Here is a 23606-nt window from a genome sequence, read left to right as displayed (position 1 = left end):
CAATCTAGTTTTTGGAGGTAGAAATGATTGTCTCTCAAAGTATTTTGGAAAAAGCCCTGGATGCGGCTCTTTCAACCGGTGCTGACTTCGCAGATATCTTTGTCGAAGATACTTACTCTTCGCAGTTGAGTTTATTGAGTCAGAAAGCAGACAAAGCCATCGTCGGTCAACTTTATGGCGCCGGTGTGCGCTTGTTCTTTGGCCACGAGATTGTTTACGTGACGACAAACGACCTCAGCGAAGCAGGGCTCGTGAAAGCGGCTTTGAATGCGGCCCAAAGCCGTGGTCAAGGAGCAGCAAAAAAATCGATGCCTTTGATGCAAGTCGCGTTTGATTCAATTCACACTTACGGTGAAAAGCCGTGGGAAATGAATCGTGATCAAAAGTTTAAGTGGTTGAATTCGATGGATCAACATGCTCGCGCAAGAAGCTCGCATGTGACTCAAGTTGAATCGATGTTGCACGAGAAATTCCAAAAAGTGCAGATCGCAAACTCAAAGGGGCTAATGGCTTATGATGAGCGCGCGTATTCTCGCGTGATGGTGGAAACGTTTGTTGAACACAATGGTGTGAAGGAAAGTGCTTCCGAGCGCGAAGGTTTGCTCGGCACATCCGAAGTTTTCGACCGCTGGGATTTGAAGTCATTGTCTGAAGGCTGCGTGGATCGTGCGAATTTGCTGACAACAGCGAAGTATGCTCCTGCGGGTGAAATGCCGGTCGTGATTGATAATTCTTTCGGTGGCGTGATCTTCCACGAAGCTTGTGGTCATGGTCTTGAAACCACATCGGTCGCGAAGAACGCTTCCGTTTTTTGCGGCAAGCTCGGAGAGCGTATTGCTCCTGAGTGCGTGACGGCAGTGGATGACGGAACGATGGCGAATAGCTGGGGTTCTTTGAACATCGATGACGAAGGCAATAAAACGAAACGCACGGTTTTGATTGAAAAAGGAATTTTGAAGTCATACATCGTTGATGAAATGGGTGCGAAGCAAACAGGCTATGAAGCAACCGGCAGCGGCCGTCGTCAGTCTTACAAGTACGCACCGGCATCTCGTATGAGAAACACTTTCATCGATGCAGGCAAAGATTCTTTCGAAGATATGATTCGTGATGTGGACTACGGTCTTTATGCGAAAAACATGGGCGGCGGTTCCGTGAATCCTGGAACGGGTGATTATAACTTCCAAGTACGTGAGGCTTACATCATTCGTAAGGGACGTATCGAAGAAGCTGTGAAGGGCGCCTGCTTGATCGGCCGCGGGATTGATACTCTCGGTAAGATCACGAAAGTCTCTAATGATTTGAAACACGCAACAGGTATGTGCGGCTCTGTGAGCGGCAGCATCCCGACATGTGTTGGTCAGCCGCAAATCTTGGTTTCTAGCCTGATGGTCGGCGGGAGGGCGTCGTAATGGATGCTTTGAAAGAAAGTTTTAATAAGATTGCTGCTGAAGCAAAAGGCGAAGGCGCAAAAGTCGAGTTGTTGTTGTCACGAGGTGAAAACCTTAATTTAGGTTACAGCCAGCGCAAGCTTGAAAAGTTTGAATCAACACAAACTCAGATGGCGGGTCTTCGTGTAATTCTTGGCGCAAGCCAAGGTTACGCTTATACCGAGAATCTTTCTTGGGAAGCTCTTCATCGCACTTATAAAGAAGCCCTCAGTAATGCGAAGACTTTGAAGTCTGATGAAAAAAACGAAGTTCTGTTGATGAAACCACAGAGTTTCAAAACGATCGATGGTCTTTTTAGCACGGAAGAAATTCCGATGAACAAAAAGATGGAAGTTGCCAAGCTCCTTGAAGAAGTGGCTTTGAATCAAGATCCACGTATTCAAGCGGTGCCATACTCTTCGTTTAGCGAAGGTATGGGCTCGCGCCGTGTTTTGAATTCTGAAGGCATGGACCAAGAATATAAAACGAGTTATTTCACAGGCTATGCGTATCCGCTGGCAAAAGACGGAGAGAACTCAAAGATGGATGGAGATTCTTTCTTCGTCAGATCTTTTAAAGATGTTCGTCCGGAAGAAACTGCGAAAGAAGGCGCTCGTAAAGCGCTTTCGCGCTTGGGTGCTCAAAAGTTGAAAACCGGTAACTATGCGGTTGTGATCAGCCGTGAGATGTTTCCGATGGTGATGGAGATGTTCACGAGCTATCTTTCAGCGAAAGAAGTTTATGAAGAGAAGTCTCTGTTTAAGGGAAAACTGAATCAGAAGATTGCTAGCGAGAAGTTCCAGGTTGTGGACGATCCGTTTGAGACTCGTGGACCTTCAATGCGTCCGTTTGACTCGGAAGGAGCCCCTTCGCAAAAGACGGTGATTTTTGAGAACGGTGTTTTGAAAAGCTATCTGACGAATCTCGAGTACTCGCAGAAAATGAAACTGCCGCATACGGCACATGCTGCGAGAAGCCCTGCTTCTTCAATGGATATCGGTCCGACAAACCTTGTGGTTTCTAAAGGTACGAAGACATTGCAGCAGTTGCTTGAGAAGTACGATCAGGTTGTTTACCTGACTGAGTTCTCGGCGGGTCTGCATTCAGGTTATAAAGAGACGACGGGTGATATTTCGATGCCTGCCGAGGGATTCCTTTATGAAAAAGGGAAGATGGTTGGTCCGATTGATCAGTTCGTAGTTTCTGGGAATATCATGGATGTCCTTAGTGATATCGATGAACTGGGCAATGAATATGCAAAGCCTGGAAGTTCCTATATCTGTCCTGACGTCCTTATCAAGTCGATGAGCTTCGCGGGAGCCTAAAGCTTTTACAGGGGGCTTTTAACAAGCCCCCTTTTCTTTTATATTGTCTCTATGAAAGTCGTTTCAGCCTGTCTGGCGGGTGTTCCCTGCCGCTTCGATTGCCAAGCCAAAGAGCGCGCTCAGATCCGTGAATGGGTCGAGAAGGGCGAAGCTGTGGCCGTTTGTCCGGAGCAAATGGGCGGGCTTTCTACGCCTCGTCCGCCGTCTGAAATTCAAAATGGCCGTGTAGTGACCAATCAAGGTGCCGATGTGACCGCGCAATTTATCGCAGGCGCTGACGTTGCTTTGAAGGTCGCCTTAGAAAATGGCGCGACAGAGGCTTATCTGAAATCCAAGTCCCCATCTTGCGGCGTAGGTATCATTTACGACGGTTCTTTCAGCGGCAAGACTGTTGAGGGCAACGGCTTCTTTACAGAAGCTCTCCTCAAAGCCGGCATCAAAGTGACTGCTGTCGACTAACCAGCCAAAATAATTTTAGCAATTTCAGCAAAACCCAAACCACCGCGTGATTTCATGATGTGGGCGGGTTTTTGTTTGATATCGTTGATAAAGTTCTGGATATTTGCAACGGCATAGGAATGTGGGAAATAGCCAAACATCGGCTCGTCGTTTGGAGAGTCACCACTAAACGCACAAACTTTTTTTGCCTCTTCAGCGCTCACACCGAATTCTTTTTGTAACATCGTCAGAGTCATCGTGAGTTTGTCGTAAGTGCCGAACCAGCCGTTCACGTGAATCGAAGAAACTTTGGCTTGAGCTCCATGCTGATGGAAGATGTCCACGATCTTTTGCACTTCCGGTTTTGAAAGTGCGGGAACATCTTCGCAGAAATCAATAGCAAGATCCATCAAGCGACAGAACTGATCGCTCGCCAAAGCGCAGCCCGGAACCTTCGCGAGAATTTCGGTCTCTAACTTGTTGAGTTTTTCTCGATTGGCTTTCTGTGCTTTCTCATCGAAGAAAAAATGACGGAGCATCTTTCTGTTGTGGTAGCGAAAATAAAATCCGCCATTTTCTCCAACGACTCCGCTCACAGGCCACTGTCGCGCGATCATTTCGCACCACCCGGCAGGACGTCCAGTAATTGGAACCACATGCACACCAGCTCGATGCAAACTCCACAAGGACTCGTAGGCTTCGGGTCCTAAAAGACCTTCGTCGGTCAAAGTGTCGTCGATATCAGTTAGAAGAAATTTTATTTTCGGCATGAATCGATGATAGTCGGCGACCTTAGGAAGCGCAAAGTCAAAATTTGTACTTGCGCAGTTGGAGAATCGGCTTCATGGTTTGTCTATATATTAGTAGTGCCTGCACATGATGAAGGTGTAAAAAATGGCGAAGAAATCAGCAGATGGTATTAAATTAGTAGTAGTAGAGTCTCCGACCAAGGCCAAAACCATTCGTAAATTCCTCGGGAAGGATTATGTGGTTGAGTCTTGCATGGGCCACATCCGTGATTTGCCGCAATCAGCAAAAGACATTCCTGAAAAAGTAAAGAAAGAGAAATGGGCTCAGCTCGGCGTGAACGTCGATAAAAACTTCGAGCCTCTTTACTGTGTTCCAAAAGACAAAACGAAAGTTGTTAAGAATCTCAAAGACAAACTTGAAGAAGCCGCAGAGCTTTATCTCGCGACGGACGAAGACCGCGAAGGGGAAAGTATTAGCTGGCACTTGCTGGAAGTTTTGAAGCCAAAAGTTCCAACCAAGCGAATGGTGTTCCATGAGATCACGAAAGACGCGATCCAAAAATCTCTGAGTGACACGCGCGAGATTGATTTTAATCTTGTGAAGGCTCAAGAAGCCCGCCGTGTTCTGGATCGTTTGGTGGGTTACACGATTTCTCCGCTGCTATGGAAAAAAGTGGCTTACGGTTTGTCAGCAGGCCGTGTGCAATCGGTGGCGGTTCGGTTGATTGTTGAACGCGAACACGAGCGCATCCGTTTCAAAAGCTCCAGTTACTGGGGCATCCTTGCGAACTTGCAAAAAGACGGCGTTGAATTCGAAGCCCGTTTGCAAAATGTGAAATCACAGCGTGTAGCGACTGGTAAAGATTTCGACGGTACAACAGGTAAGCTTGTTGCCGGTAAAGATGTTTTGGTCCTCGATGAAAAAAGAGCCAAAGACCTTGCAGCTGCGATTAAAACCGGCGCATGGACTGTGACAGACGTTGAGGAAAAGCCAACGACTCGTCGCCCGGCAGCTCCGTTCATCACGTCGACTTTGCAACAGGAAGCCAATAGAAAAATGGGCTTGAGTTCGCGCGAGACGATGCAAGTGGCGCAGAAGCTTTACGAGCAAGGTTTCATCACTTACATGAGAACAGATTCGACATTCTTGTCGAACGAGGCGATCACAGCGTCTCGCAATGGCATTCAAAGCAAGTACGGCAAAGAGTATCTTCCGGATGCTCCGCGCTTCTATGCTGCGAAGAAAGTCAAAGGCGCGCAAGAGGCCCATGAAGCCATCCGTCCAGCGGGAGTGAGCTTCGTGGATCCGGATGAAACGGGTCTGACAGGCACTCAGTTTAAACTTTACGATATGATCTGGAAGCGTACGATCGCCAGCCAAATGGTGGATGCTCGCCAGAAACAAGTGAGTGCAAAAATTCAGGTTGAAGAAGCCCTCTTCGGCGCATCGGGAATGACGATTGAATTCCCGGGCTTTCTCCGCGCCTACGTGGAAGGCAGCGATGATCCTGAAGCAGACTTGGCAGAGCGCGAAGTGCGCTTGCCGGCGTTGAAAGTCAAAGATAGCGTCAAATGCGCGAAAGCTGACCCAACTTCACACGAAACAAAACCACCAGCGCGTTTCACTGAGGCCAGTCTCGTACAAACGATGGAAAAAGAAGGTATCGGCCGTCCGTCAACATACGCGTCGGTTATCGGTACCATCATTGATCGTGGTTATGTTCGTAAGCAGGGGACCGCTCTGATTCCGACATTCACGGCGATGGTTGTTTCAAAACTCCTCAGTCGTTACCTTCCTCAGTACGTGGATCTCGGATTCACTTCTGAAATGGAAAGATCACTCGACGGAATCGCTGATGGCGATTTGGAGCTCGAAAAATATTTGAAATCGATTTACTTCGGACCGAAAGGTTTGAAAGAGCAAGTCGAAGAACAAGCTGACAAAATTGATCCAGAAGATGCACGTACGATCAAACTCGAAGGCATGGAAAAATATGCTTTCCACGTCGGTCGTTACGGCGCTTACCTCACCACACAACGTGATGGTCAGGATGTCAGTGCGTCTTTGCCAGAGAGCGAATCTCCGGCGGATATCACTCCGGAAATCGCAGAAAAGCTCATCGATCAAAAAATCAACGGTGCAGATGCTCTTGGTAAAGACCCTGCAACCGATCAGCCGATTTACGTTTTAAACGGTCGCTATGGGCCTTACGTTCAGTTGGGCGATGTGGGTGATACGGACAAACCAAAACGCGCTTCACTGCCTCCAGGTGTGCAGCCTGAAGACGTGACTTTGCCGATAGCTCTTGAGCTTTTGCAATTACCGAAAACTCTCGGCACTCATCCTGGCACGGGTAAAGAGATCAAAGCGGGTCTTGGCCGCTTCGGTCCGTTCGTTGTTTGTGATGGCGATTACCGTTCTATTCCAAAAGGCGAAAGCATTTTCACTATCACACTCGAGCGAGCTCTCGAGATGTTGAGCACGCCGAAAAAAGGCCGTGGTAAAGCAGCTCCGTTGAAAGACTTGGGTGTGCATCCAGGCACTGAGCAGGCGATTCAGATCTACAACGGTCCTTATGGTCCTTACATCAAATCAGGAAAGACGAATGTGTCTTTGCCTGAAGGTGCGACGGTAGAAACTGTGACACTTGAGCAGGCGATTGAGCTTATCAACGACAAAGCTGGTACGACTTCGACGAAGTCTAAAGGAAAGGCTAAAAAAACCGCCGCTCCGAAAAAAGCAGCGACGCCGAAAGCAGCTAAGAAGGTTGGTAAGTCTGAAAAAGCTCAGCAGCTTCAAGTGGCGAAAGTGGTTACTCGTAAAAAAGCTAAGAAATAAGGAACTCCGGAATGAATAGAGTATTTGCAGTCCTGTTGGTATTTTCGTTCTTTGCAGCCTCTCTTGCTCATGCGTGGGTTGATCCTGAAAAAGAGGCTAAAAAATACCGCCAAGTGAAGGCTTGGCAGGGGATTGATTTTACTTTTACCGGGTTTTCTTCATCGACGGGAACCAGTGCTGTAACCTATCGAAATGCCGTCAATGACATCTGGGAGTGGAATGCCGGAACAGGGGTGGATAGTTTAGGCTGGTTCTTTACCGGCGGAGCAAACTACTTCTTGTATAATTGGCCTAAAACCACCTGTTTCTTTGCCTTTTCTTGCCATGGCCAAGTATTAGCCGGTGGGAACCTCTATTACGCAAATGGCGGTCGTAAAACCTACACCCATAACGGAGCTGACACCTATTACGATCAGGGCAATTCGATGTACATCCTTCCCGGGCTTGCTTTTCGCTCTATTTACCGGGAGTTTTTTTCACTCACCCTAGATGTGGGATACCGAGTCATGGTACAAAAGCCTTCTATCAGACGTAGCTACGGCACACAGGTTCAGAGTGATATCGATGATATGGAAAAGGCCAACGCAAACGGCTTTGGCGCTTCGGTGGCCCTCGGGATCGTGTTCTAAAGCCCTTGAGGTTTTGTTATGACGAACTCCCACAAGGGGCAGTTGGAACTGGGGATTCAACGGCTCCAAGAAAAAGACAGAAATCATCACTTAGGTGGGCGTAGTTTCTATTTCTTCGACTTCGACGATAATATTGCCTTTCTTTCGACTCCGTTAATTCTATTCCACAAAACCACCGGCGAGGAGCTACGTGTGGGGAGTGGCGAATACGCGAAAATTCACTCCATCATTGGCGAACCGGGTCCCTTCCAGGACTACGAAGTTCGTTTTGACGATGAGACAGGGACGTACCGTAATTTCCGTGACATCAACATCAGTGATATTGAAAAACTCGAAGGCAAAAAACAGATCTTCGTGCAAGATTTGGCGGAGGCGTTGGGCTTTCCGGATGTTCAGTGGAAAGGTCCTTCTTGGCAGTGCTTCTACCACGCAACTTTTAACCGTCGTCCCATTTCAGTGATCACGGCCCGCGGTCATCACCCAGAAACCTTGAAGGCGGGGATTCAGCTCTTCGTGGATCGTCAGTTTCTTCCACATGAGCCGAATTACTTAAGCGTGTTCCCTGTGAATCACAAAGCCACTCGTCACGTGCTCGGCGACGCGAATCTGACGATGAATGCGGCTCAGTTAAAACAAAAAGCGATTCGCGCAAGTGTGGAAAGAGCCTTGGAAGTATACGGCCACAGTCCACACCACCGCTTTGGAATGTCTGACGATGATCCCAAGAATATTCAATTGATCGCGGAAGAGATGATTCGTTTGAAGGCGGATTATCCTGAAATGTCTTTCTTTTTGATTGCTACTCACGATGGCAATTTCGTCAAACACGAGATCACTCGTCACGGAACCGAGCCTAAAGTTGGTGACTCTGTGTCTGTAAATCAGCTCAATTTGTTTGATGTTGATAGACATAAGTCCTAACGCATAGCCGACTATTCTTTTTCTTTGTTTAGCCGATAATTTGAATGATCTCGCTTAGATATTTGCTATCCTAAGTAGATCGACCTTACAGGTAGACCATAGGAAGGATATACATGGGCTCATTCAAAGGCATCGCCTCGCTTGTTCTAGCGGGATCTTTTTTGTTCCTCACTTCAAACTCATACGCACAAGGCAAAGACGATCTTGAGTGTCGGTATCTGAGCGCCATCGAAGGCGGTTTCCTTGCAAACCACATTCGCTACGCAAATCGCGACGCTGAATTGGCAAACCACACTGTCGAGCAATATATCAAGCGTATTGACCCTTCGAAAATCTATTTACTTTCAACGGATATCGATCAAATCAAAGGCTGGATGTCCAACCTGTTTGAAAAAACAAAAAACAAAGACTGCGCATTCTTGACTGAAACGCAGAAGTTGTTGGTGAAGCGTGCTGAAGAACGTGCCGCCTTCGCAAAAACGTTCTTGGGTAAAGACTACAAGTTTGATCCAAAGACTGAGTTTACATTCGACCCAGATAAAAAGCCTTTTCCTAAAAACACTGATGAAGCTAATGATTTCATGAAAAAATACATCCACTTCCAGATCGCGAATTACCAGGCGACGGACATGAAGATGGATGAAGCGAAGAAAAATGTGATCAAGACCTATGATCGCGCAGTGAAGCGCTTGCAAGATACCAAAGAAACTGATTTGTACTCAGACTATTTGGACAGTTTCGCAAGAGCTTTGGATCCACATTCAAGTTTCTTTTCTCGCGACAGCTTGGAAGACTTCGAGATCCAAATGCGTTTGTCTTTGGAAGGTATCGGCGCGACACTTTCTTCTCAGGACGGCTTCACGGTTGTTGAACAATTGGTTCCGGGCGGTGCTGCTGCGAAATCGGGTTTGATCGAGCCACAAGATAAGATCATCGCTGTCGGCCAAGAAAAAGGCGCGATGGAAAATGTGATCGACATGGATTTGAAAGATGTGGTTAAGAAAATCCGTGGCGCTAAGGGAACGAAAGTTCGTTTGACGATCCTTCGCAAAAAAGGTGAAAGCAAACAGCGTCTTGATGTTTCTTTGACTCGGGAAAAAGTAAACTTGGAAGACGAAGCAGCTTCTATCATTTACCAAGATAAAGAGATCAACGGTAAAAAGAAGAAGATCGGTATCATCAACTTCCCTTCATTCTACGCGGACTCTCGCCGTGGCGGCCGTTCTTCTGCTGCTGACCTGAAAAAGATCATCAAAGAAGCTAACGAAAAGAAAGTCGACGGGTTGGTTCTTGATCTTTCTAACAACGGTGGCGGTAGCTTGGAAGACGCTGTGAAAATCGCAGGTCTTTTCTTTAAAACGGGTAACGTCGTAAAACAATCTTCGCGCGATGCAAGCCGTGGTGAACAGACGCTGAGTGATACAGATCCTGCAGTAGACTGGGCGGGACCTTTGGTTCTTCTCACAAGCCGTATCAGTGCTTCTGCTTCTGAGATCGTCGCTGGTACTTTGCAAGATTACAAACGTGCTGTCATCGTTGGTGGTGACCACACGTTCGGTAAAGGCTCTGTTCAATCCGTTTTGCCAATGCCAAACAACTTGGGCGCTTTGAAAGTAACGGTCGGCATGTTCTTCGTGCCAGGCGGTAACTCAACTCAGCACCGCGGTGTTGAAGCCGACGTTGTATTGCCAGGCCCTTACAGCACGGACGATATCGGTGAGAAGTTCTTAGATTATTCTTTGCCACCGCAAAAGATCGCTCCATTCTTGTCACCTGAAGCTTACGTGAAAGAAGGTCCAGGCGCTTGGTCAATGCTCAAGCCTGAGTGGATCAAATCTCTGCGTGAAAAGTCAGTGGCTCGCGTTGAGAAAAGCGAAGACTTCAAGAAGATTGAAGATGAGTTGAAGAAGGCAAAAGCTCGCGGCAAGTTGATCAAAGTGAGCGAAGTTCTGAAAGATAAAAACGAGACTAAGAATAAAAAAGAAAAAGAAAAAGTGGCTCGTTACGGCAATAAAGATCAGAAGAACAAAGAATACCTGAAGCGTCCGGATATCAATGAAGCAACGAATGTGTTGATGGATTTGATGGAGTCGGAGGCGGCTCAGCCCACTGGCAAGCAGGCGGCGAATTAAGAGCTGGTAGATAAAGTAAAACTTGTGAAGCCCTGGGAGTGATCCTGGGGCTTTTTTTTGGTTATTTAAAAACTTGGCTAATACCGAGTTGAATGAGTGACTGCGGTGCTATCGGAGCAGTGCTGCCGAAAACGCTGAGGCCGATAAAGAAATCCGTTGAGCCGTCGGTCTTGAAAGGCATGATGATTTTGCCGTACAGACCCGTTGTTGCATTAATAGCTCCGCCCCATGTGTGATAGTCGAGGCCCGACTCTAGTAAAATCTTACGATCCCAACTCCAACCAAGGCCTAGCGAGAACGTGCCACCAACAACGTTCCCTTCTTTATCATCGAGTTGTAGCGGATAGGCACCTATAACCCCTGCGTAATAGTAGCTCGGATTAAACCAACCACGCACTCCACTTTCAACGACGCCTGTTGATAGATGGCCTCCGTTGTTTTGGCCTATATCAAGATAACTAAGACGTACTAAGAATCCATTTTCAGGAATGGCTTTTGTCGAAATCTGCTGACTTGCGAGCGCGAAACTTGGAATGGCAACGAAAAGGAAAAAAACCAGAGACTTCATCTAAAATCCGATAATGAGATTATACAGAGGAAAGCTTAGACCACTTGGAAGCGACCATGGAGTCGTAAGATGAGCAGCTTTCGTAATAGTTCCCGTCGCAGCACCACAACTTGGTGTTGTATTATATGGATAGTAAGAACAAATATATGCGTACGTGATACTTTCGGTAGGTTCTTGGCCGGTATATTTGTAAAAGCTTGTGCCATCAAAAAAAATTGCATTTCTTTGAACGGAGCCGAGTGTATCAACAGGCGTGTAGCAAGCCCCAGAGGCGTTAGATGTTTTATAGAAACAAGAGAATGTAGTTGAAATATCGAAATAGGTCGAAAAGTAGCCCGTAGGGGTGCCCAGTGTAGTGTCGATATTTCCCAAACCGCCATCTGTGAATTGTAAAACGACCGACGCGTTGGAGCCTACTAACATACCGATATACTTTCCAAGAAGTACGCCGTCTTTGGTATAGACTTTGATTGCCGTGTTCATATTCTCAGTTGAGTTTGAGCTTTCGTCGGAAGTTTTCAATTTTCCACACGCAACTGAGAATAGGAGTATTAGGGCCAAAGTTGAAATTAGTTTCATTTTTCTCTCCATGACCTGTCTCTTTTTTATCGGATAGTTCTATAAATAAATTAGATTTATGCACGGAATCTAGACCCTTACGTGAGCCTAAGATCTTGAGAAGTTTTTGATTAACCTGGACTGCAAGGCAGTTCCCCAAGGCCTTTACTCTAAATTTACATCAGCCCCATAAATTTTCTTGGGCTCAGTGCTTGTTTACTCTTCTTTGGCGGCTTAATCGGCTTTCCGGGTAGGTTTTGGGGGTGACGACTTATTGCATTATTGCGATTATTGCGCGACAAAAGCCCTCGTTATCGCTTAGATATTTCTACTTTTGGAGGCTCATAGAAATGTCTAAAAAGACCACGAAATCCAGTGCCAAAGCTAAGGCGCCGGCGAAGGCTGTTGTAGCCAAGTCAGCGGTGAAGGCTAAGAAGGCTGCTCCTAAAAAATCCAAATCTGATTTTGGCGGATTGTCTGAAGAACTTTTGCTGAAAATGCATAATTTGATGGTTAAGTCTCGCGTGCTTGAAGAGCGCGTGATCAAGATTTACAAAGCCGGTGAAGGTTACTTCTGGATCGGTGGGCCAGGTGAGGAAGCTTTCGGCGTTCCACTCGGTTTGCTAGCACGTAAAGGCCAAGGCCTTGCCTATGACTGGTTCCATTTGCACTACCGTTGCACGCCTACCATGGTGGCTCTCGGTATGCCGATGATCGATGCAACTCGATTGATGATGAACCGCGTGACGGATCCATCGACAGGTGGCCGTAACTTCGCAGGTCACTATTGCTTCCCTAAGTGGAACGTAGCACCTGTGACTTCTCCGATCGAAGTTCAGTATCCTTTGGCCTGCGGAACGGCTCACGCGCAAAAGCGCGCGGGTCACAAAGCGATCAGCATCGTGACCGGTGGTGATGCCGGAACTGCGGAAGGTGATTTCGCGACCTGTTTGATTTGGGCCTCTCGTAAGGGCCAAGAACTTCCGGTTTTGATTACAGTTCAAAATAACGGTTTCGGTATTTCGACTCCGTATGAAGGCCAGCATGGTGAGACGCAAATCGCGGATCGTGCAAAAGCTTTCAACATCCGTTCACGCGTCATTAACGGGAATGATCCTGTTGAAGCATATTTGGCCCTTGAAGAAGAGATGGAATACATCCGTAAAACCGGTAAGCCCTCTTTCATTGAAGTTTATGTTTCTCGTTTGTACGGTCACTCTTCTGCGGACGGTGCGAACCGTAAGACAGAACTTGTCGATCCCGTCTTCGCTTTCGAAAAGCGCTTGATCGATGCGGGTATTTTGACAAAAGAAGAATCGGCGAAAATCTGGGAAGGATATGAGGCTGAGGGCGTTGAAGCTCAAGTGCAAGCTCGTAGTGAGCCAAGCCCTTCTGCAGACTCTGTGTGGGATCATGTTTATGTAGGAAACGAAAATGCTGATTGGAGGAAGTTCTAATGGCTAGCGTAGCACAGGCCATCAGAATGGCCCTTCACTATGGTGAAAAACATCTCGGTGTTAAAGATATCTTCGGTCAAGACGTGGGCGCGCCTCTCGGCGGTGTTTTCACAGCGACTCAAGGTTTGAAGACAGCTTGGAACTCTCCGCTGGATGAACGCGGTATCATCAGCATGGCGATGGGTATTGCGATGACGGGTGACCGTTGCGTGGCTGAGATCCAATTTGCAGATTATATTTTCAATACCATCGATTTGCTCAAAATCGCCGGCAATACTTTGTGGGTGACGAACGGACAAGTTGAATTACCGATGGTTGTGATGACTCCAGTGGGCGCAGGAATCTTTGGTTCCGTTTACCACTCGCACTCTTTCGATGCGTGGGCGTCTCGCTTGCCAGGCTGGAAGATCGTGATGCCTTCAAATCCTCTCGACGCTTACGGCTTGATGCTGGCGGCGATTCAGGATCCGAATCCAGTATTATATCTTAAATCAAAAGCTTTGATGCGCCATAAAGGTGATGAATTGATCCCTGGCGAACCTGCGGATGAAAAAGAGCTTAAGTCGATGATCGATAAACCAGTTCAGAACTTTGCCAACTGGAAAGCGAAATGGCCGGAGCTCGAAGAATACATCGTACCTATCGGTAAAGGTAAAATCACTCATGCGGGTGAGCACATCACGGTTGTTACTTACAGCCGCATGGTTCATTTGTGTGATGATGTTGCTAAGAAATTGGCGGACGAAGGCATCTCTGTTGAAGTGATCGATCTTCGTTCTATCTATCCATACGACTGGCAAATGATTAAGTCGTCTGTTGAAAAAACAGGCCGCGTATTATTTGTGAATGAAGACACTGAAGTGACAAACTTCGGTGAGCATTTGGCTTACAGAACGACTCAAGAATGTTTCTATAGCTTGATGGCTCGTCCTCGCGTTGTAGCGGGTAAGAATCTTCCAGGCATCGGTTTGTCGCCGAACCTCGAGAAGAATTCAGTTCCTCAAATGGCAGACATCGAAACAGCGATCCGTGAGATCGTAGCGGAAGTTCCATAATGGCAGTGAAGATTGAACCTCACCGTAAGAAAGTGCGTCGTCGCGTAAATAAAAAACGCGCACGCATCGTGTTTGATAAATACGATTTTTATCGTCGTGCGGTTCAATCCGCGGAAAATGACGTAGTCTTTATCCGTGATACTTACAAAGAATTGAAAAAGCGCAATGCACGGACGTTCCGCGAAGACTTTTGCGGAACTTTTGCGTTGTCGACAGAATGGATTAAGCTGAATCCTCGTCACGAGGCAATCGGTATTGATCTTGATCCGGAGCCAATGGCTTACGGAAAAACTCATTATCTGTCGAAGCTAAAACCCGAGCAGCAAAAGCGCATGACTCTTCATGAGCGCAATGTGCTTCAGCCGAATTTGCCGAAGGCAGATATCGTTGCAGCGATGAATTTTTCTTACTTCTGTTTTAAATCCCGTGAAGTGATGAAGCTATACTTTGCCAATGTTTACAAGACGCTCGGTAAAGAGGGCATCTTTTTGGTGGACTGTTTCGGCGGTTCACAATGTCAGGGGCCGATTGAAGATACAATCAAACTTGATGGCTTTACTTACTACTGGGATCAGAGCAATTACGATCCAGTGAGTGGCGAAGCTCTTTTCTATATTCATTTCAGAGTTGGTGGGCAGAAGATCGAAAAGGTTTTCACTTACGACTGGCGTCTGTGGTCTATTCCTGAACTTCGCGAAATTATGAGCGAAGTGGGTTTCAAGAAAACTCATGTGTACTGGGAAGGAACTGCGAAAGACGGGTCAGGTGACGGTGTTTTCACCCGCACTGAAAAAGGCGAATCCTGCGACAGCTGGATCGCCTATATCGTAGCTGAAAAATAATTACTGAGCGCCGCCGCTGCCGCCCACGCCGTCATAGATGCTTGGGCCGGTTTTCGCTGGCGCCGTTTTCACAGGCTGGCCACCCACAGACTTTCTATTGATCTGAACGCTCAGAGAGCAGAATTTTTTGTCTGGCAAGCCGCACTCGTCTGCCAAGGTTTCACAAACCTTGATGCTCTGTGGGCTACGTTTACCGTTGTGATTGTAGACAGGACTGAGCTTTTCCATGTTTTTCATTTGATTAAAGCACTCTTTCAAGCCGTCGCTATAGCGGCCATTATCAGCGATCGCTTTCTGGAAAAACTCCTGGCGTTGCGCCGGTGTTTGACCTGAGAAATTATCATTTTGGAAGATTGCTTTGATTTGATCGATGTCTTTAAAGCCCAAAAGCTTCACTGTTTGGTCAATTTCTTTTGTTGTAAACTGGTTCTGAGAGAGATTGTCGTTCACACGTTTTGTCCCGGTGCCAAGAACGATCAAGGCCAAGCGGTCAGGCTCTTTTTGATCGCTGCCTTTGATGCCGCCGTAGCCATCACGCTTTGTAGGTTGCCCAGCGCCATCCACAGCCTCTGCTAGGCAGTAACCATTAGCCTGAATGAACTCGATCACTTTTTGCTGATAGGTCTCGCGGTCCAAGCCGGCGTTTCCATTCGTGTCTTTTTGGAATCTCTGCATGCCAAAGCCAACGAGTGCTAAAAATTTTGGAGAAGGAGTCAGGCCAAGTCCACCATTTTGAGAAGTAGCGACTTCCATACCATCAGAAATGCATTTTAATTCTGCGGTATCTAAAAATTGACCATCGCGAGCCGCAAAAGAAATTGCAGGTAAAACGATAAGACTAGCCGCGGCTACGGATTTTGCGAAACGAAGCATGACGTCTCCTTCATGAAAGATTCTATAAGGATAGTATGCTTTAGAGTGGTCTGCTCTCACAAGGCCGGGTTCCAGGTGAAACTGTTCCGGCCTGAGCTTTAGTCCAGGGATTTATTTTAAATGAGCTTTGAGTTCTTCAGATTCAAAGAGCGCACCGAGCTTCAAACCCGCCGCCTTGAGTTTTTCTTCGCCGCCGCCTCTGTGAATCACACACAAAACGTCAGCTACTTTTGCGCCCATTGAACGCAAATCTTCCGTGCTGAGCAAAACCTGGCCACCGGTGGTAACGACGTCTTCGATGATACAGAGCTGAAGGCCCTTAATATCGAGCCCTTCGGCAAACTGGCAAGTGCCGTAATCCTTTGCCTTTTTGCGAACAAAGACGCAAGGAATGCCTGTAATGAGCGATAAAGCCGTCGCCACAGGAATGCCACCCATTTCAAGCGCCGCGAGAGCTTGAGTTCCGGGAGGAATCAGTGCGCGCATGTGCAAGGCAATCTCGTTCAGCAATTCAGGACGAGCTTCGAAGCGATATTTGTCGAAGTATTCGTTAGAAGTTGTACCGGATCGGAGTTTAAATTCGCCCGTGAGATGGGCCACTTCGTAGATCTTTTGTGCGAGTTCTTTTTTGTGCATTAAAAGAGGCTCCCTTTGAGCCATCTTATATATGCTTCAGAACCTTTTTCAATCGGAAGAGTCAGAATACAAGGCGTGTTATAGGGGTGCAGAGACTCAACGCGAGCAGTAATGCGCGCAGAAAGGGCAGTGGTGGATTTCAGAATCAAAACCACTTCTTTGGCAGAATCGATTTTGCCTTCCCACCAATACAAAGACTCCATGCCCGGTAAAATATTTGCGCAGGCAATGAGGCCTTCTTCAAGCATTGTCATCGAGATTTTCTTTGCGGTCTCAGTATCGGGGCAGGTGACGTAGTACAGGCATATATCGTCGGCCATAAATCCCCTTAGCTACGGCGGAGTTGTTTCTTGCGAATCTGCCACTGGTCCAACGCGTATTTGCGCATGTCTTCGATATTATCGAATTCATCAACGATCTCAACACCCAGAAGGGTTTCAACAGCATCCTCAAGAGTGACAAGACCCGTCGTCACGCCGTATTCATCTACTGCAAGCGCCAAGTGTTCTTTTTCTTTAATGAAGAAATCTAAAACCTGAGCCACTGTTAGACGCTCAGACACAGAAGCGATTGGCGTCACGAGATCTGAAACTTTTCGCGTGTGCTGATCATCTGACGAAGCTTCAAGGATTTTATAACGGTGAGTAATACCGATAATGTTATCCAAGCTGTCGCGATAAACCGGAATACGTGAAAAGCGCAGAGGGACATACTTATTCACAACTTCATCGACCGTGATATCGGCTTCCAGCGCAAAGAAAACAGATCGCGGAGTCATGATATCAGAAACGTAGATCTTATCGAGCATCAAAAGATTCTTAATAACATTAGATTCTTTTGTCTTGAGAGTACCTTCTTCAGCACCGAGCTCGGCCGTCATGATCATCTCTTCACGAGTGACCTCAGGAACGTCAGGCTTTGAAACAAGTTTGCCGACGAATTGTGAAAAGCTCACCAGCGGGTAAAGAACGAAGATCATTGCTTGGATCAAATAAGCCGCAAAAGGTGCAATCACTTTCCAGTAAGAAGCACCAATACTTTTTGGCAAAACTTCAGACACGATCAAGATCATGAATGTCAGAATGAAAGAAGACAATGTGACAAAGTCTTCGCCGTAAAGCTGTTGAACTTTGAAAGCAATCGCCGAAGATCCCAGAGTGTGAGAAATCGTATTCAAAGTCAGAATCGCGGAAAGAGGACGGTCGAGGTTTTCTTTCAGATGCTGAAGAAGTAAACCGCTACGCTTTTTGTTTTGCACAGCCACTGCCACGTAAGCAGGTGAAACGGAAAGGATCACAGCTTCCAAGAGTGAACACGTGAATGAAATGAGGAGAGTAACGCAAAATAAGAGAAGGATTGTGGTCATAGATGTAGGATGTATCATACCACGCTACAGCAAAACTTTGTCTAGTGGTCCTTGACCCTTGACGCGGGACTTAGGTCCAGCGCCCAGTAAATAAGCACTCCATTCTGCGGAAAATCAAAAAAAGCACAGAAATTAGGCTAGTTGTTTACATCTCCGGCGCGGAATGCTTCCTTATTTAGCATACAAAAGGAGTTCAGCGTGAAACATGCATTTCTAACACTCATCCTTCTCCTCGGTGCCTTTGTTGCCCGTGCAGAGATCAAAACTGAAACTGTCGAATACAAACAAGGCGACACGACTCTCGAAGGCTATATTGCTTACGACAGCAGTATTAAGGGCAAGCGTCCCGTGATTATGATTGTTCATGAGTGGACGGGGCTTGGTGATTACGTCAAAGGCCGCGCCAAAGAGCTTGCTGAAAAAGGTTACGTGGCGTTTGCCATGGATATCTATGGTAAGGGCGTGCGTCCTGCGCAAGGACCTGAGGCCGCGAAAGAAGCAAGCAAGTACAAAGACAATCGCAAGCTGATGCGTGAGCGAGCAAAAGCGGGATATGATTTTATCAAGACAAAGCCTTATGTTGACTCCAGTAAGATGATCGCAATGGGTTACTGCTTTGGCGGAACTGTGGCGCTCGAGATGGGTCGTGCGGGCTTGCCTCTGGCGGGTGTTGTGAGTTTCCACGGTGGACTTTCAACTCCGAATCCACAAGACGCAGCTAAGAACTTCAAAGCGAAGTTGTTAGTGTTGCACGGAGCTTTGGATCCAAACGTGAAGCCAGAGGTTCCTGGATTTCAAAAAGAGATGGACGATGCGAAGGTGGATTATCAATTCATCAGCTATAGCGGCACGGTTCATGCCTTTACCAACCCTCAAGCCGGCAATGACATGAGCAAGGGTGCGGCTTACAACCCGGTTTCTGACCGTCGCTCGATGGTGGCGTTCCTGGATTTCCTCAATGAGGTGGCGCCGATTACGAAATAATTGAGGCCGTCAGTAAAAAAGAAAAAGGGCCGTTCTCCGAACGACCCTTTTTTATTTTACCCTTAGATTCTGTTTCCGTCTTACTTGTTGATGTATCTCAGGTACAAGTCATAGACCAGACCGTATTGACCATCTTTCATGACAACCACGGATTTATATTTTGTAACGTTACCGTGTTTGTCCGTTTCTCTGTAGCGCTTATCAAATCTCAAGTCGATGGCAACAACACCTTTTTCTTCGAGAGTGTACAGCTCAGATTGTTGAGCGATACCATCAAGGTTGTCGTCTTTCCACAGACGGAGTTGTGAGAACACTTCGTCGTCTTCGCTGATGACCTTATCACCGCTGTCGTCGTACTTAGCGAGAGCTGCGAAACCGTGAGAAGCGTACTTGCCATCTGGACCGAGAGTCGCGTCACCGAACAATTGATCGATGCCAAGAACAAGGCCGTCTTTATTAGGCAATACTAAGTAGTAGTTCTCTGTCTTAGAAGATTCAAACCAAGCAGTCTGAACTTTCTTGTGGTTCAAGCGGTTGCCGAGCAAGTCAAACATCACGCCATCTTCCGGAGCTGATAAAGCAATCGGCTGTGGAGTCGATGTTTTCAACTGAATCAACAATGGGTCAATAGAACCCGCTGTCGCGCAAGCGGCATCGCCTTGCTTACCTACTAAGAGGTTCATAGATTGCACGGCCTTTTGTTTTCCAGAGCTATCAACTTTGAAAGTAGAATTCATATCGACAAAGTGCGCGATAGAATCCTGCAAAGGTGCGATCACATTCTGGCCGGCGCTCCAGTCGTATTTGTAAGGAGCTTTTACTTTGCTCGCATCAAACATAACTACTGAGTAAGTACCCGCCGCCAATGTCTTAGATAATTTCAGAGACAATGGCTTCAAAGAGGCGAGCTGCGTACGGATGTTTGTTACATCTGGCTCTGCATCCCAAGCTTGGATCACAGTTGCGCCACCTGCAGAGAAGTTATCGGACTTAAAGAGCACCGCAACCACTTTGCTTGAAGTCGGCAAAGAAGCTTGGCCTGAAGTGATGCTTGGTCCACAAACTGGATTTGGAACCACCGTGATAGCAGTACCATCACCTGGAACAGCGGTGTCGTCACCAGTTGTAGGCATACCAGGAACACTCGGCATCCGTGGCATGCTTGGGTCGTTACCAGTTGTTGGCATGCCCGGCATATTTGGGTCGTTACCCATGCCCGGGAATTTTGGCATGTTTGGATCGTTGCCCATGCCTGGGAATTTCGGCATAGAGCCGTCGTTACCTGGGTTCATGCCGCCAGGAACGGAGCCATCATCACCAGGTCGTGAGCCTGGAGTATTACCGTCGTCGCCCGGAGTGTTTCCACCGCCTGCGATTTGGCCGTCGTCACCAGGAGTGGTTCCGAAAACGCTGCCGTCACCGAGGGCTTTTTGCTTTGCCGCTTCATCGATAACGAATCTCGCTTTGGTACAGTTCTGGAATCCGAACGTGATAATGGTCAATCCAACAATGACCGTTGCAACTGAAGAATTCAGTTTATGAATTCCCATGGTTTCCCCCCGAAAAAAGTTAGCTCCCGAAAAGATTTAATGCAAACCAGGCACCAGGTGACAAAAACCGTCATCGCAACCGTGATGGATTTAAGACCTAAAAACGGGCTGTCATGGATACCGGTGTATACATCTTCATGATCAGATGTAAAAACCAGCGACACAATAGGTTGTTTGCTGGGCCTAGGCTGAGGAATGGCTCTGGGAGCGTCCAGTTTTGAGAATGCTGGCACTGATTGTGCTAATTTGAGACATACTGAGCTCCGGCTCAAGGAGATTTGCTTATGGAACGTCTATTTAGCCCAATTTTGGCTTTAGGCCTCATTTTCGGCACTTTCACCACTGCGAACGCAGTTCCGGCGGGTGCTCCAAAAGACTTCGCTCTGCAAACGAAGTACTCTTGCCAAGCCAACGGTATCGTCATTCATAACAAGCAAAAGCTTGTCAGCAACGGACGTACTTTGGATGAGGTGAAATACGTTGCGAATGTTGGCAGAAACCAAGCTCTGACGTTTGGGTCCGAGCGCCAATACATGATCTGGCCGCGCGCCGCGAACGGAACTTTCAATAAGTCATTGAACGTGCTTTCGCGCAATAAATCCGGCACCTACAAAATCGTTCAAGAGATCGATATGGGAGACACGGCCAAGACGAAGACCGCTGTCAGCCTGACCGTCAAAGATGGCGAGGGTGATGACAGACCGGTTTCTTGTAAGATCGAAATGGCTTGGACGAAGAAATAAAAAAAGGCTGGTGATGAACCAGCCTTTTGTTTTTTGCGGACCTTTGCAAACTAGTCGTTAGCAGCTTGCTTAGGAACTTTGCTTTCGTCGACAGTGATTTCGATTTCAACGCGACGGTTTTTAGACAAAGAGTCTTTTGTTTTGCCTGGATCAACTGGGTTTTCTGAGCCCATACCTACGAAGCTCACAGTGTTTTCTGGGATACCACCAGAAACCAAAGCATCGCGAACAGCTTTCGCACGTTTTTCAGAAAGTGGCTTGTTCACTTTGTCTGAACCTGTAGAGTCTGTGTAACCTTTGATCGTCAAAACGTTCTCAGGATACTTCTTCATGATAGCCGCAAGTTCGTTGATGTTCGTTTTTGCCGCTGGTTTCAAATCAGCTTTGCCCGTATCGAACAAGATATCGCTTTTCAACTTCGTGATAAGACCTTGCTCTGTACGCTTTGTTTCAGCAATTTTTTCGAGTTCTTTTTGTTGCTTATCTAAACGGTGACCGATGGCTCCGCCCACGCCAGCACCTAAAGCTGCACCGATAAGCGCACCTTCGTTACGATGGCCAGTCTGGTGACCAATAACAGCACCAGCAACCGCGCCGACAGCGGCACCGATTCCTGCTTTGTTGATCGTGTTTTTGTTGTCGCCAGATGCGCACGCAGAAAGCATCGCTGCTGCCGTGGCAATAAGAATGATTTGCTTTTTCATAGTTCAAGCTCCTTTAGTTTCGTGAAATCGAATGGATTTATTATGGAAGTTTTCATCCCAAAAGATCCAGTCAGGATTCGCTGCGTCTTAATCGTGAACGAGGGGGGCGGCCCAGACTTTCGGCCCCTTCTGCATTGCTCGGTCATAGACAAAAGGGGGGAAACTAGATCAAATAGGAGCCTTTCAAACTGAGGTTTAACTATGAGAGACATGTTCGGGGACGACGATTCACAGAATAAGAAAAATGACTTCGCGGCGATGTTCGAGGAGTCCGTTCAAGGTTACACAAAATCCTATGGCAAAGGCGACAAAGTTACTGCTGAAGTTGTCACTCTAGGTAAGGAAGAAGTGTTCGTGAACGTGAGCGGCCGCGACGGCATGGTTCATAGAACCGAGCTTCTCGATGCCAACGGCCAATTGAAAGTGCAAGTCGGAGATCAAATCACTCTTTACGTTGTAAAGTCTCAGGAAGGTCTTTTGGTTCTTTCTGCGAAAGCTTCCGGTAAAGCGCTGGCTGACGATCTCGAAGACGCTTTCGATTTCGAAACTCCGGTTGAGGGCCGAGTCACTGAAGTTGTGAACGGTGGCTTCCGCGTGAACATCATGGGTAAATTGGCTTTCTGTCCAATCAGTCAGATGGACACAAAGATGATTACGGAGCCTGAAAGCTACATCGATAAGAAATTCGACTTCATGATCACGAAGTTCGAAAAAGGCGGCCGCAACATCGTGGTATCTCGCCGTCGTATGATGGACATGGAAAAACTTGAGAACCAAGGCACGTTCATGGATCAGCATCAGGCCGGTGAAATCATGAACGGCCGCGTGACCCGTATCGAAGCTTACGGTGCTTTCGTAGAGCTTGCTTCTGGTATCGATGGCTTGGTTCACATTTCTGAAATCAGCTGGTCTCGTTTAGCTCATCCTTCTGAAGCGCTCGAACTTGGCCAAGAGATCTCTGTGAAGATTTTGAAAATCGAAGAAGATGCCAACGGCCGCTTGAAGATTTCATTGTCTCGTAAGCAGGCTGAGGAGGATCCTTGGATGCTCGCATACAAAGATTTCCCAGTGGGCAGCGTGCACACAGGCAAGATCCGCAGCAAAGAGCGCTTCGGTTTCTTGATGGAGTTGAAACCAGGCATCGTCGGCCTTTTGCCAAAGAGTGCTTTCCGCGAAGTCGCGGATGAGCGTGAGATGGAAAAGAAAAATCCAGGTGAAACTTTGAAAGTTCAAATCCAGAACGTAAACACGGCTGAAAAGAAGATCTCTTTGTCGTTCCCTAAAGAACAAGAAGACACTTCTTGGCAGGGTTTCACTTCAAACAGCACGAGTGGCGGCGGCAAAGGCCTCGGCACTTTGGCGGATCAGTTCAAAAATTTGAATCTTAATAAAAAGTAAGAGCACACCATGATCTTGGGCTTATTGATTTCAATGAATGCGATGGCTTGTATGGGGACGGAGTTAGCACCGCTGGTGTTGACACCCACCAAGAATTACACGCTTGAAGTCGATAAGTCTCAGGAGATCATTCTCGATGGCGGCACTCAGCTGCCAAAGATTACGTCTATCAAAGCGACTGGCCCGAAAGGCAAGCCCATGCTGACAGTGATGTCAGGGTTGCAAGTCCTCGAAAAGGGCCAAATGAGAAGCTATCCTCATCGCATCTCTGTAAAGATGAATGAGATGGAAAAAGACTGGGAAAAGCCAGTCGAAATCTCCCTTGAAAACCAAGGCAAGCCTTATACTGTCTCTGTAAAATGGGTGCAGGCAAAGGGCGGCTGCTTTAAGCCGGTTACAAAATAATTCG

At 47.3% G+C, this 23606-nt stretch carries 23 protein-coding genes; 14 read left to right on the top strand and 9 right to left on the bottom strand.

Features of this window, described 5'->3' with window-relative positions; genetic code table 11:
* The first annotated feature begins 23 nt into the window (after positions 1-23).
* The 3 genes from JSU04_12595 to JSU04_12585 are packed head-to-tail and all read left to right on the top strand — an operon-like array spanning position 24 to position 3214.
* Positions 24-1412 (top strand): TldD/PmbA family protein, encoded by a 1389-nt coding sequence (locus tag JSU04_12595; GenBank protein MBS1971144.1) that lies wholly within the window; start codon positions 24-26, stop codon positions 1410-1412.
* Positions 1412-2755 (top strand): TldD/PmbA family protein, encoded by a 1344-nt coding sequence (locus JSU04_12590; protein ID MBS1971143.1) that lies wholly within the window; start codon positions 1412-1414, stop codon positions 2753-2755. The genes JSU04_12595 and JSU04_12590 overlap by 1 nt, the downstream gene beginning before the upstream one ends.
* Before the next feature lie 51 nt (positions 2756-2806).
* A complete protein-coding gene (locus JSU04_12585) occupies positions 2807-3214 on the top strand; it encodes a DUF523 domain-containing protein (protein ID MBS1971142.1) in 408 nt (135 codons plus the stop codon).
* Here JSU04_12585 and JSU04_12580 read toward each other — a convergent pair.
* Positions 3211-3963, bottom strand: a complete 753-nt coding sequence (locus JSU04_12580) for an HAD-IIB family hydrolase (protein ID MBS1971141.1) — start codon at positions 3961-3963, stop codon at positions 3211-3213. The two genes, JSU04_12585 and JSU04_12580, sit on opposite strands and share 4 nt — an antisense overlap.
* 124 nt (positions 3964-4087) lie before the next feature.
* Here JSU04_12580 and topA point away from each other — a divergent pair, with 124 nt between their 5' ends.
* The 4 genes from topA to JSU04_12560 all read left to right on the top strand — a co-directional run bounded on the left by topA (position 4088) and on the right by JSU04_12560 (position 10463).
* Positions 4088-6781 (top strand): type I DNA topoisomerase, encoded by a 2694-nt coding sequence (gene topA / locus JSU04_12575; GenBank protein ID MBS1971140.1) that lies wholly within the window; start codon positions 4088-4090, stop codon positions 6779-6781.
* Between the two features lie 11 nt (positions 6782-6792).
* On the top strand, positions 6793-7410 hold the full coding sequence (locus JSU04_12570; protein MBS1971139.1) for a hypothetical protein: 618 nt from the start codon (positions 6793-6795) through the stop codon (positions 7408-7410).
* 18 nt (positions 7411-7428) lie between these two features.
* Positions 7429-8331, top strand: a complete 903-nt coding sequence (locus JSU04_12565) for a hypothetical protein (protein MBS1971138.1) — start codon at positions 7429-7431, stop codon at positions 8329-8331.
* Positions 8332-8444: 113 nt separating this feature from the next.
* Positions 8445-10463, top strand: coding sequence for a carboxy terminal-processing peptidase (locus tag JSU04_12560; GenBank protein ID MBS1971137.1), 2019 nt, complete (start codon positions 8445-8447; stop codon positions 10461-10463).
* Positions 10464-10524: 61 nt separating this feature from the next.
* Here JSU04_12560 and JSU04_12555 read toward each other — a convergent pair whose 3' ends face one another.
* Together JSU04_12555 and JSU04_12550 are read right to left on the bottom strand one after the other, a co-directional pair.
* Positions 10525-11031, bottom strand: a complete 507-nt coding sequence (locus JSU04_12555) for a hypothetical protein (GenBank protein MBS1971136.1) — start codon at positions 11029-11031, stop codon at positions 10525-10527.
* Positions 11032-11610, bottom strand: coding sequence for a hypothetical protein (locus tag JSU04_12550; protein MBS1971135.1), 579 nt, complete (start codon positions 11608-11610; stop codon positions 11032-11034). It abuts the gene before it with no gap.
* Between the two features lie 329 nt (positions 11611-11939).
* Here JSU04_12550 and JSU04_12545 point away from each other — a divergent pair, with 329 nt between their 5' ends.
* The 3 genes from JSU04_12545 to JSU04_12535 are packed head-to-tail and all read left to right on the top strand — an operon-like array spanning position 11940 to position 14943.
* Entirely contained in the window at positions 11940-13046 is a 1107-nt protein-coding gene (locus tag JSU04_12545; GenBank protein MBS1971134.1) for a thiamine pyrophosphate-dependent dehydrogenase E1 component subunit alpha, read from the top strand.
* Positions 13046-14101, top strand: a complete 1056-nt coding sequence (locus JSU04_12540; protein ID MBS1971133.1) for an alpha-ketoacid dehydrogenase subunit beta — start codon at positions 13046-13048, stop codon at positions 14099-14101. Before JSU04_12545 ends, JSU04_12540 begins: the two co-directional genes overlap by 1 nt.
* On the top strand, positions 14101-14943 hold the full coding sequence (locus JSU04_12535; GenBank protein ID MBS1971132.1) for a class I SAM-dependent methyltransferase: 843 nt from the start codon (positions 14101-14103) through the stop codon (positions 14941-14943). Before JSU04_12540 ends, JSU04_12535 begins: the two co-directional genes overlap by 1 nt.
* Here JSU04_12535 and JSU04_12530 read toward each other — a convergent pair whose 3' ends face one another.
* From JSU04_12530 to JSU04_12515, 4 genes are all read right to left on the bottom strand, one after another.
* Positions 14944-15816, bottom strand: coding sequence for a hypothetical protein (locus JSU04_12530; protein ID MBS1971131.1), 873 nt, complete (start codon positions 15814-15816; stop codon positions 14944-14946).
* Positions 15817-15927: 111 nt separating this feature from the next.
* A complete protein-coding gene (gene pyrE, locus JSU04_12525; GenBank protein ID MBS1971130.1) occupies positions 15928-16452 on the bottom strand; it encodes an orotate phosphoribosyltransferase in 525 nt (174 codons plus the stop codon).
* The gene (locus JSU04_12520) at positions 16452-16760 is read right to left on the bottom strand and encodes a divalent-cation tolerance protein CutA (GenBank protein ID MBS1971129.1); all 309 of its coding nucleotides are present in this window, start codon (positions 16758-16760) and stop codon (positions 16452-16454) included. The genes pyrE and JSU04_12520 overlap by 1 nt, the downstream gene beginning before the upstream one ends.
* Positions 16761-16780: 20 nt before the next feature.
* On the bottom strand, positions 16781-17818 hold the full coding sequence (locus JSU04_12515) for an HlyC/CorC family transporter (protein ID MBS1971128.1): 1038 nt from the start codon (positions 17816-17818) through the stop codon (positions 16781-16783).
* 198 nt (positions 17819-18016) lie between these two features.
* Here JSU04_12515 and JSU04_12510 point away from each other — a divergent pair, with 198 nt between their 5' ends.
* Positions 18017-18802 carry a dienelactone hydrolase family protein gene (locus JSU04_12510; GenBank protein ID MBS1971127.1) on the top strand — a complete coding sequence of 262 codons (786 nt, stop codon included), beginning with the start codon at positions 18017-18019 and terminating at the stop codon, positions 18800-18802.
* Positions 18803-18882: 80 nt separating this feature from the next.
* On the opposite strand, the gene JSU04_12505 is transcribed toward JSU04_12510, so the two are convergent.
* Positions 18883-20352 (bottom strand): hypothetical protein, encoded by a 1470-nt coding sequence (locus tag JSU04_12505; protein MBS1971126.1) that lies wholly within the window; start codon positions 20350-20352, stop codon positions 18883-18885.
* A 284-nt stretch (positions 20353-20636) separates the two neighbouring features.
* Between JSU04_12505 and JSU04_12500 the strand changes: the two genes are divergently transcribed.
* Complete coding sequence (locus JSU04_12500; GenBank protein ID MBS1971125.1) at positions 20637-21095, top strand: hypothetical protein; 459 nt, start codon at positions 20637-20639, stop codon at positions 21093-21095.
* Positions 21096-21145: 50 nt separating this feature from the next.
* Here JSU04_12500 and JSU04_12495 read toward each other — a convergent pair whose 3' ends face one another.
* Positions 21146-21799, bottom strand: a complete 654-nt coding sequence (locus tag JSU04_12495) for an OmpA family protein (protein ID MBS1971124.1) — start codon at positions 21797-21799, stop codon at positions 21146-21148.
* A 201-nt stretch (positions 21800-22000) separates the two neighbouring features.
* On the opposite strand from JSU04_12495, the gene JSU04_12490 reads away from it, so the two are divergent.
* Together JSU04_12490 and JSU04_12485 are read left to right on the top strand one after the other, a co-directional pair.
* Positions 22001-23197: a S1 RNA-binding domain-containing protein gene (locus JSU04_12490; GenBank protein MBS1971123.1), complete on the top strand. Its 1197-nt coding sequence runs from the start codon at positions 22001-22003 to the stop codon at positions 23195-23197.
* A gap of 9 nt (positions 23198-23206) precedes the next feature.
* On the top strand, positions 23207-23602 hold the full coding sequence (locus JSU04_12485; GenBank protein ID MBS1971122.1) for a hypothetical protein: 396 nt from the start codon (positions 23207-23209) through the stop codon (positions 23600-23602).
* Positions 23603-23606 lie beyond the last annotated feature (4 nt).

The sequence above is a fragment of the Bdellovibrionales bacterium genome (assembly GCA_018266295.1).
Taxonomy (GTDB): Bacteria; Bdellovibrionota; Bdellovibrionia; order Bdellovibrionales; family Bdellovibrionaceae; genus JACMRP01.
This window is presented reverse-complemented; position numbering and strand designations above follow the sequence as displayed.

Bases quoted from the DNA above. Each gene is read 5' to 3' on its own strand.
- pyrE (MBS1971130.1), bottom strand. From the start codon at position 16,452: ATGCACAAAAAAGAACTCGCACAAAAGATCTACGAAGTGGCCCATCTC.
- JSU04_12580 (MBS1971141.1), bottom strand. From the start codon at position 3,963: ATGCCGAAAATAAAATTTCTTCTAACTGATATCGACGACACTTTGACC.
- JSU04_12530 (MBS1971131.1), bottom strand. From the start codon at position 15,816: ATGCTTCGTTTCGCAAAATCCGTAGCCGCGGCTAGTCTTATCGTTTTA.
- JSU04_12555 (MBS1971136.1), bottom strand. From the start codon at position 11,031: ATGAAGTCTCTGGTTTTTTTCCTTTTCGTTGCCATTCCAAGTTTCGCG.
- JSU04_12545 (MBS1971134.1), top strand. From the start codon at position 11,940: ATGTCTAAAAAGACCACGAAATCCAGTGCCAAAGCTAAGGCGCCGGCG.
- JSU04_12595 (MBS1971144.1), top strand. From the start codon at position 24: ATGATTGTCTCTCAAAGTATTTTGGAAAAAGCCCTGGATGCGGCTCTT.
- JSU04_12535 (MBS1971132.1), top strand. From the start codon at position 14,101: ATGGCAGTGAAGATTGAACCTCACCGTAAGAAAGTGCGTCGTCGCGTA.
- JSU04_12490 (MBS1971123.1), top strand. From the start codon at position 22,001: ATGAGAGACATGTTCGGGGACGACGATTCACAGAATAAGAAAAATGAC.
- JSU04_12585 (MBS1971142.1), top strand. From the start codon at position 2,807: ATGAAAGTCGTTTCAGCCTGTCTGGCGGGTGTTCCCTGCCGCTTCGAT.
- JSU04_12540 (MBS1971133.1), top strand. From the start codon at position 13,046: ATGGCTAGCGTAGCACAGGCCATCAGAATGGCCCTTCACTATGGTGAA.
- JSU04_12505 (MBS1971126.1), bottom strand. From the start codon at position 20,352: ATGGGAATTCATAAACTGAATTCTTCAGTTGCAACGGTCATTGTTGGA.
- JSU04_12495 (MBS1971124.1), bottom strand. From the start codon at position 21,799: ATGAAAAAGCAAATCATTCTTATTGCCACGGCAGCAGCGATGCTTTCT.
- topA (MBS1971140.1), top strand. From the start codon at position 4,088: ATGGCGAAGAAATCAGCAGATGGTATTAAATTAGTAGTAGTAGAGTCT.
- JSU04_12590 (MBS1971143.1), top strand. From the start codon at position 1,412: ATGGATGCTTTGAAAGAAAGTTTTAATAAGATTGCTGCTGAAGCAAAA.
- JSU04_12565 (MBS1971138.1), top strand. From the start codon at position 7,429: ATGACGAACTCCCACAAGGGGCAGTTGGAACTGGGGATTCAACGGCTC.
- JSU04_12570 (MBS1971139.1), top strand. From the start codon at position 6,793: ATGAATAGAGTATTTGCAGTCCTGTTGGTATTTTCGTTCTTTGCAGCC.
- JSU04_12485 (MBS1971122.1), top strand. From the start codon at position 23,207: ATGATCTTGGGCTTATTGATTTCAATGAATGCGATGGCTTGTATGGGG.
- JSU04_12550 (MBS1971135.1), bottom strand. From the start codon at position 11,610: ATGAAACTAATTTCAACTTTGGCCCTAATACTCCTATTCTCAGTTGCG.
- JSU04_12500 (MBS1971125.1), top strand. From the start codon at position 20,637: ATGGAACGTCTATTTAGCCCAATTTTGGCTTTAGGCCTCATTTTCGGC.
- JSU04_12515 (MBS1971128.1), bottom strand. From the start codon at position 17,818: ATGACCACAATCCTTCTCTTATTTTGCGTTACTCTCCTCATTTCATTC.
- JSU04_12560 (MBS1971137.1), top strand. From the start codon at position 8,445: ATGGGCTCATTCAAAGGCATCGCCTCGCTTGTTCTAGCGGGATCTTTT.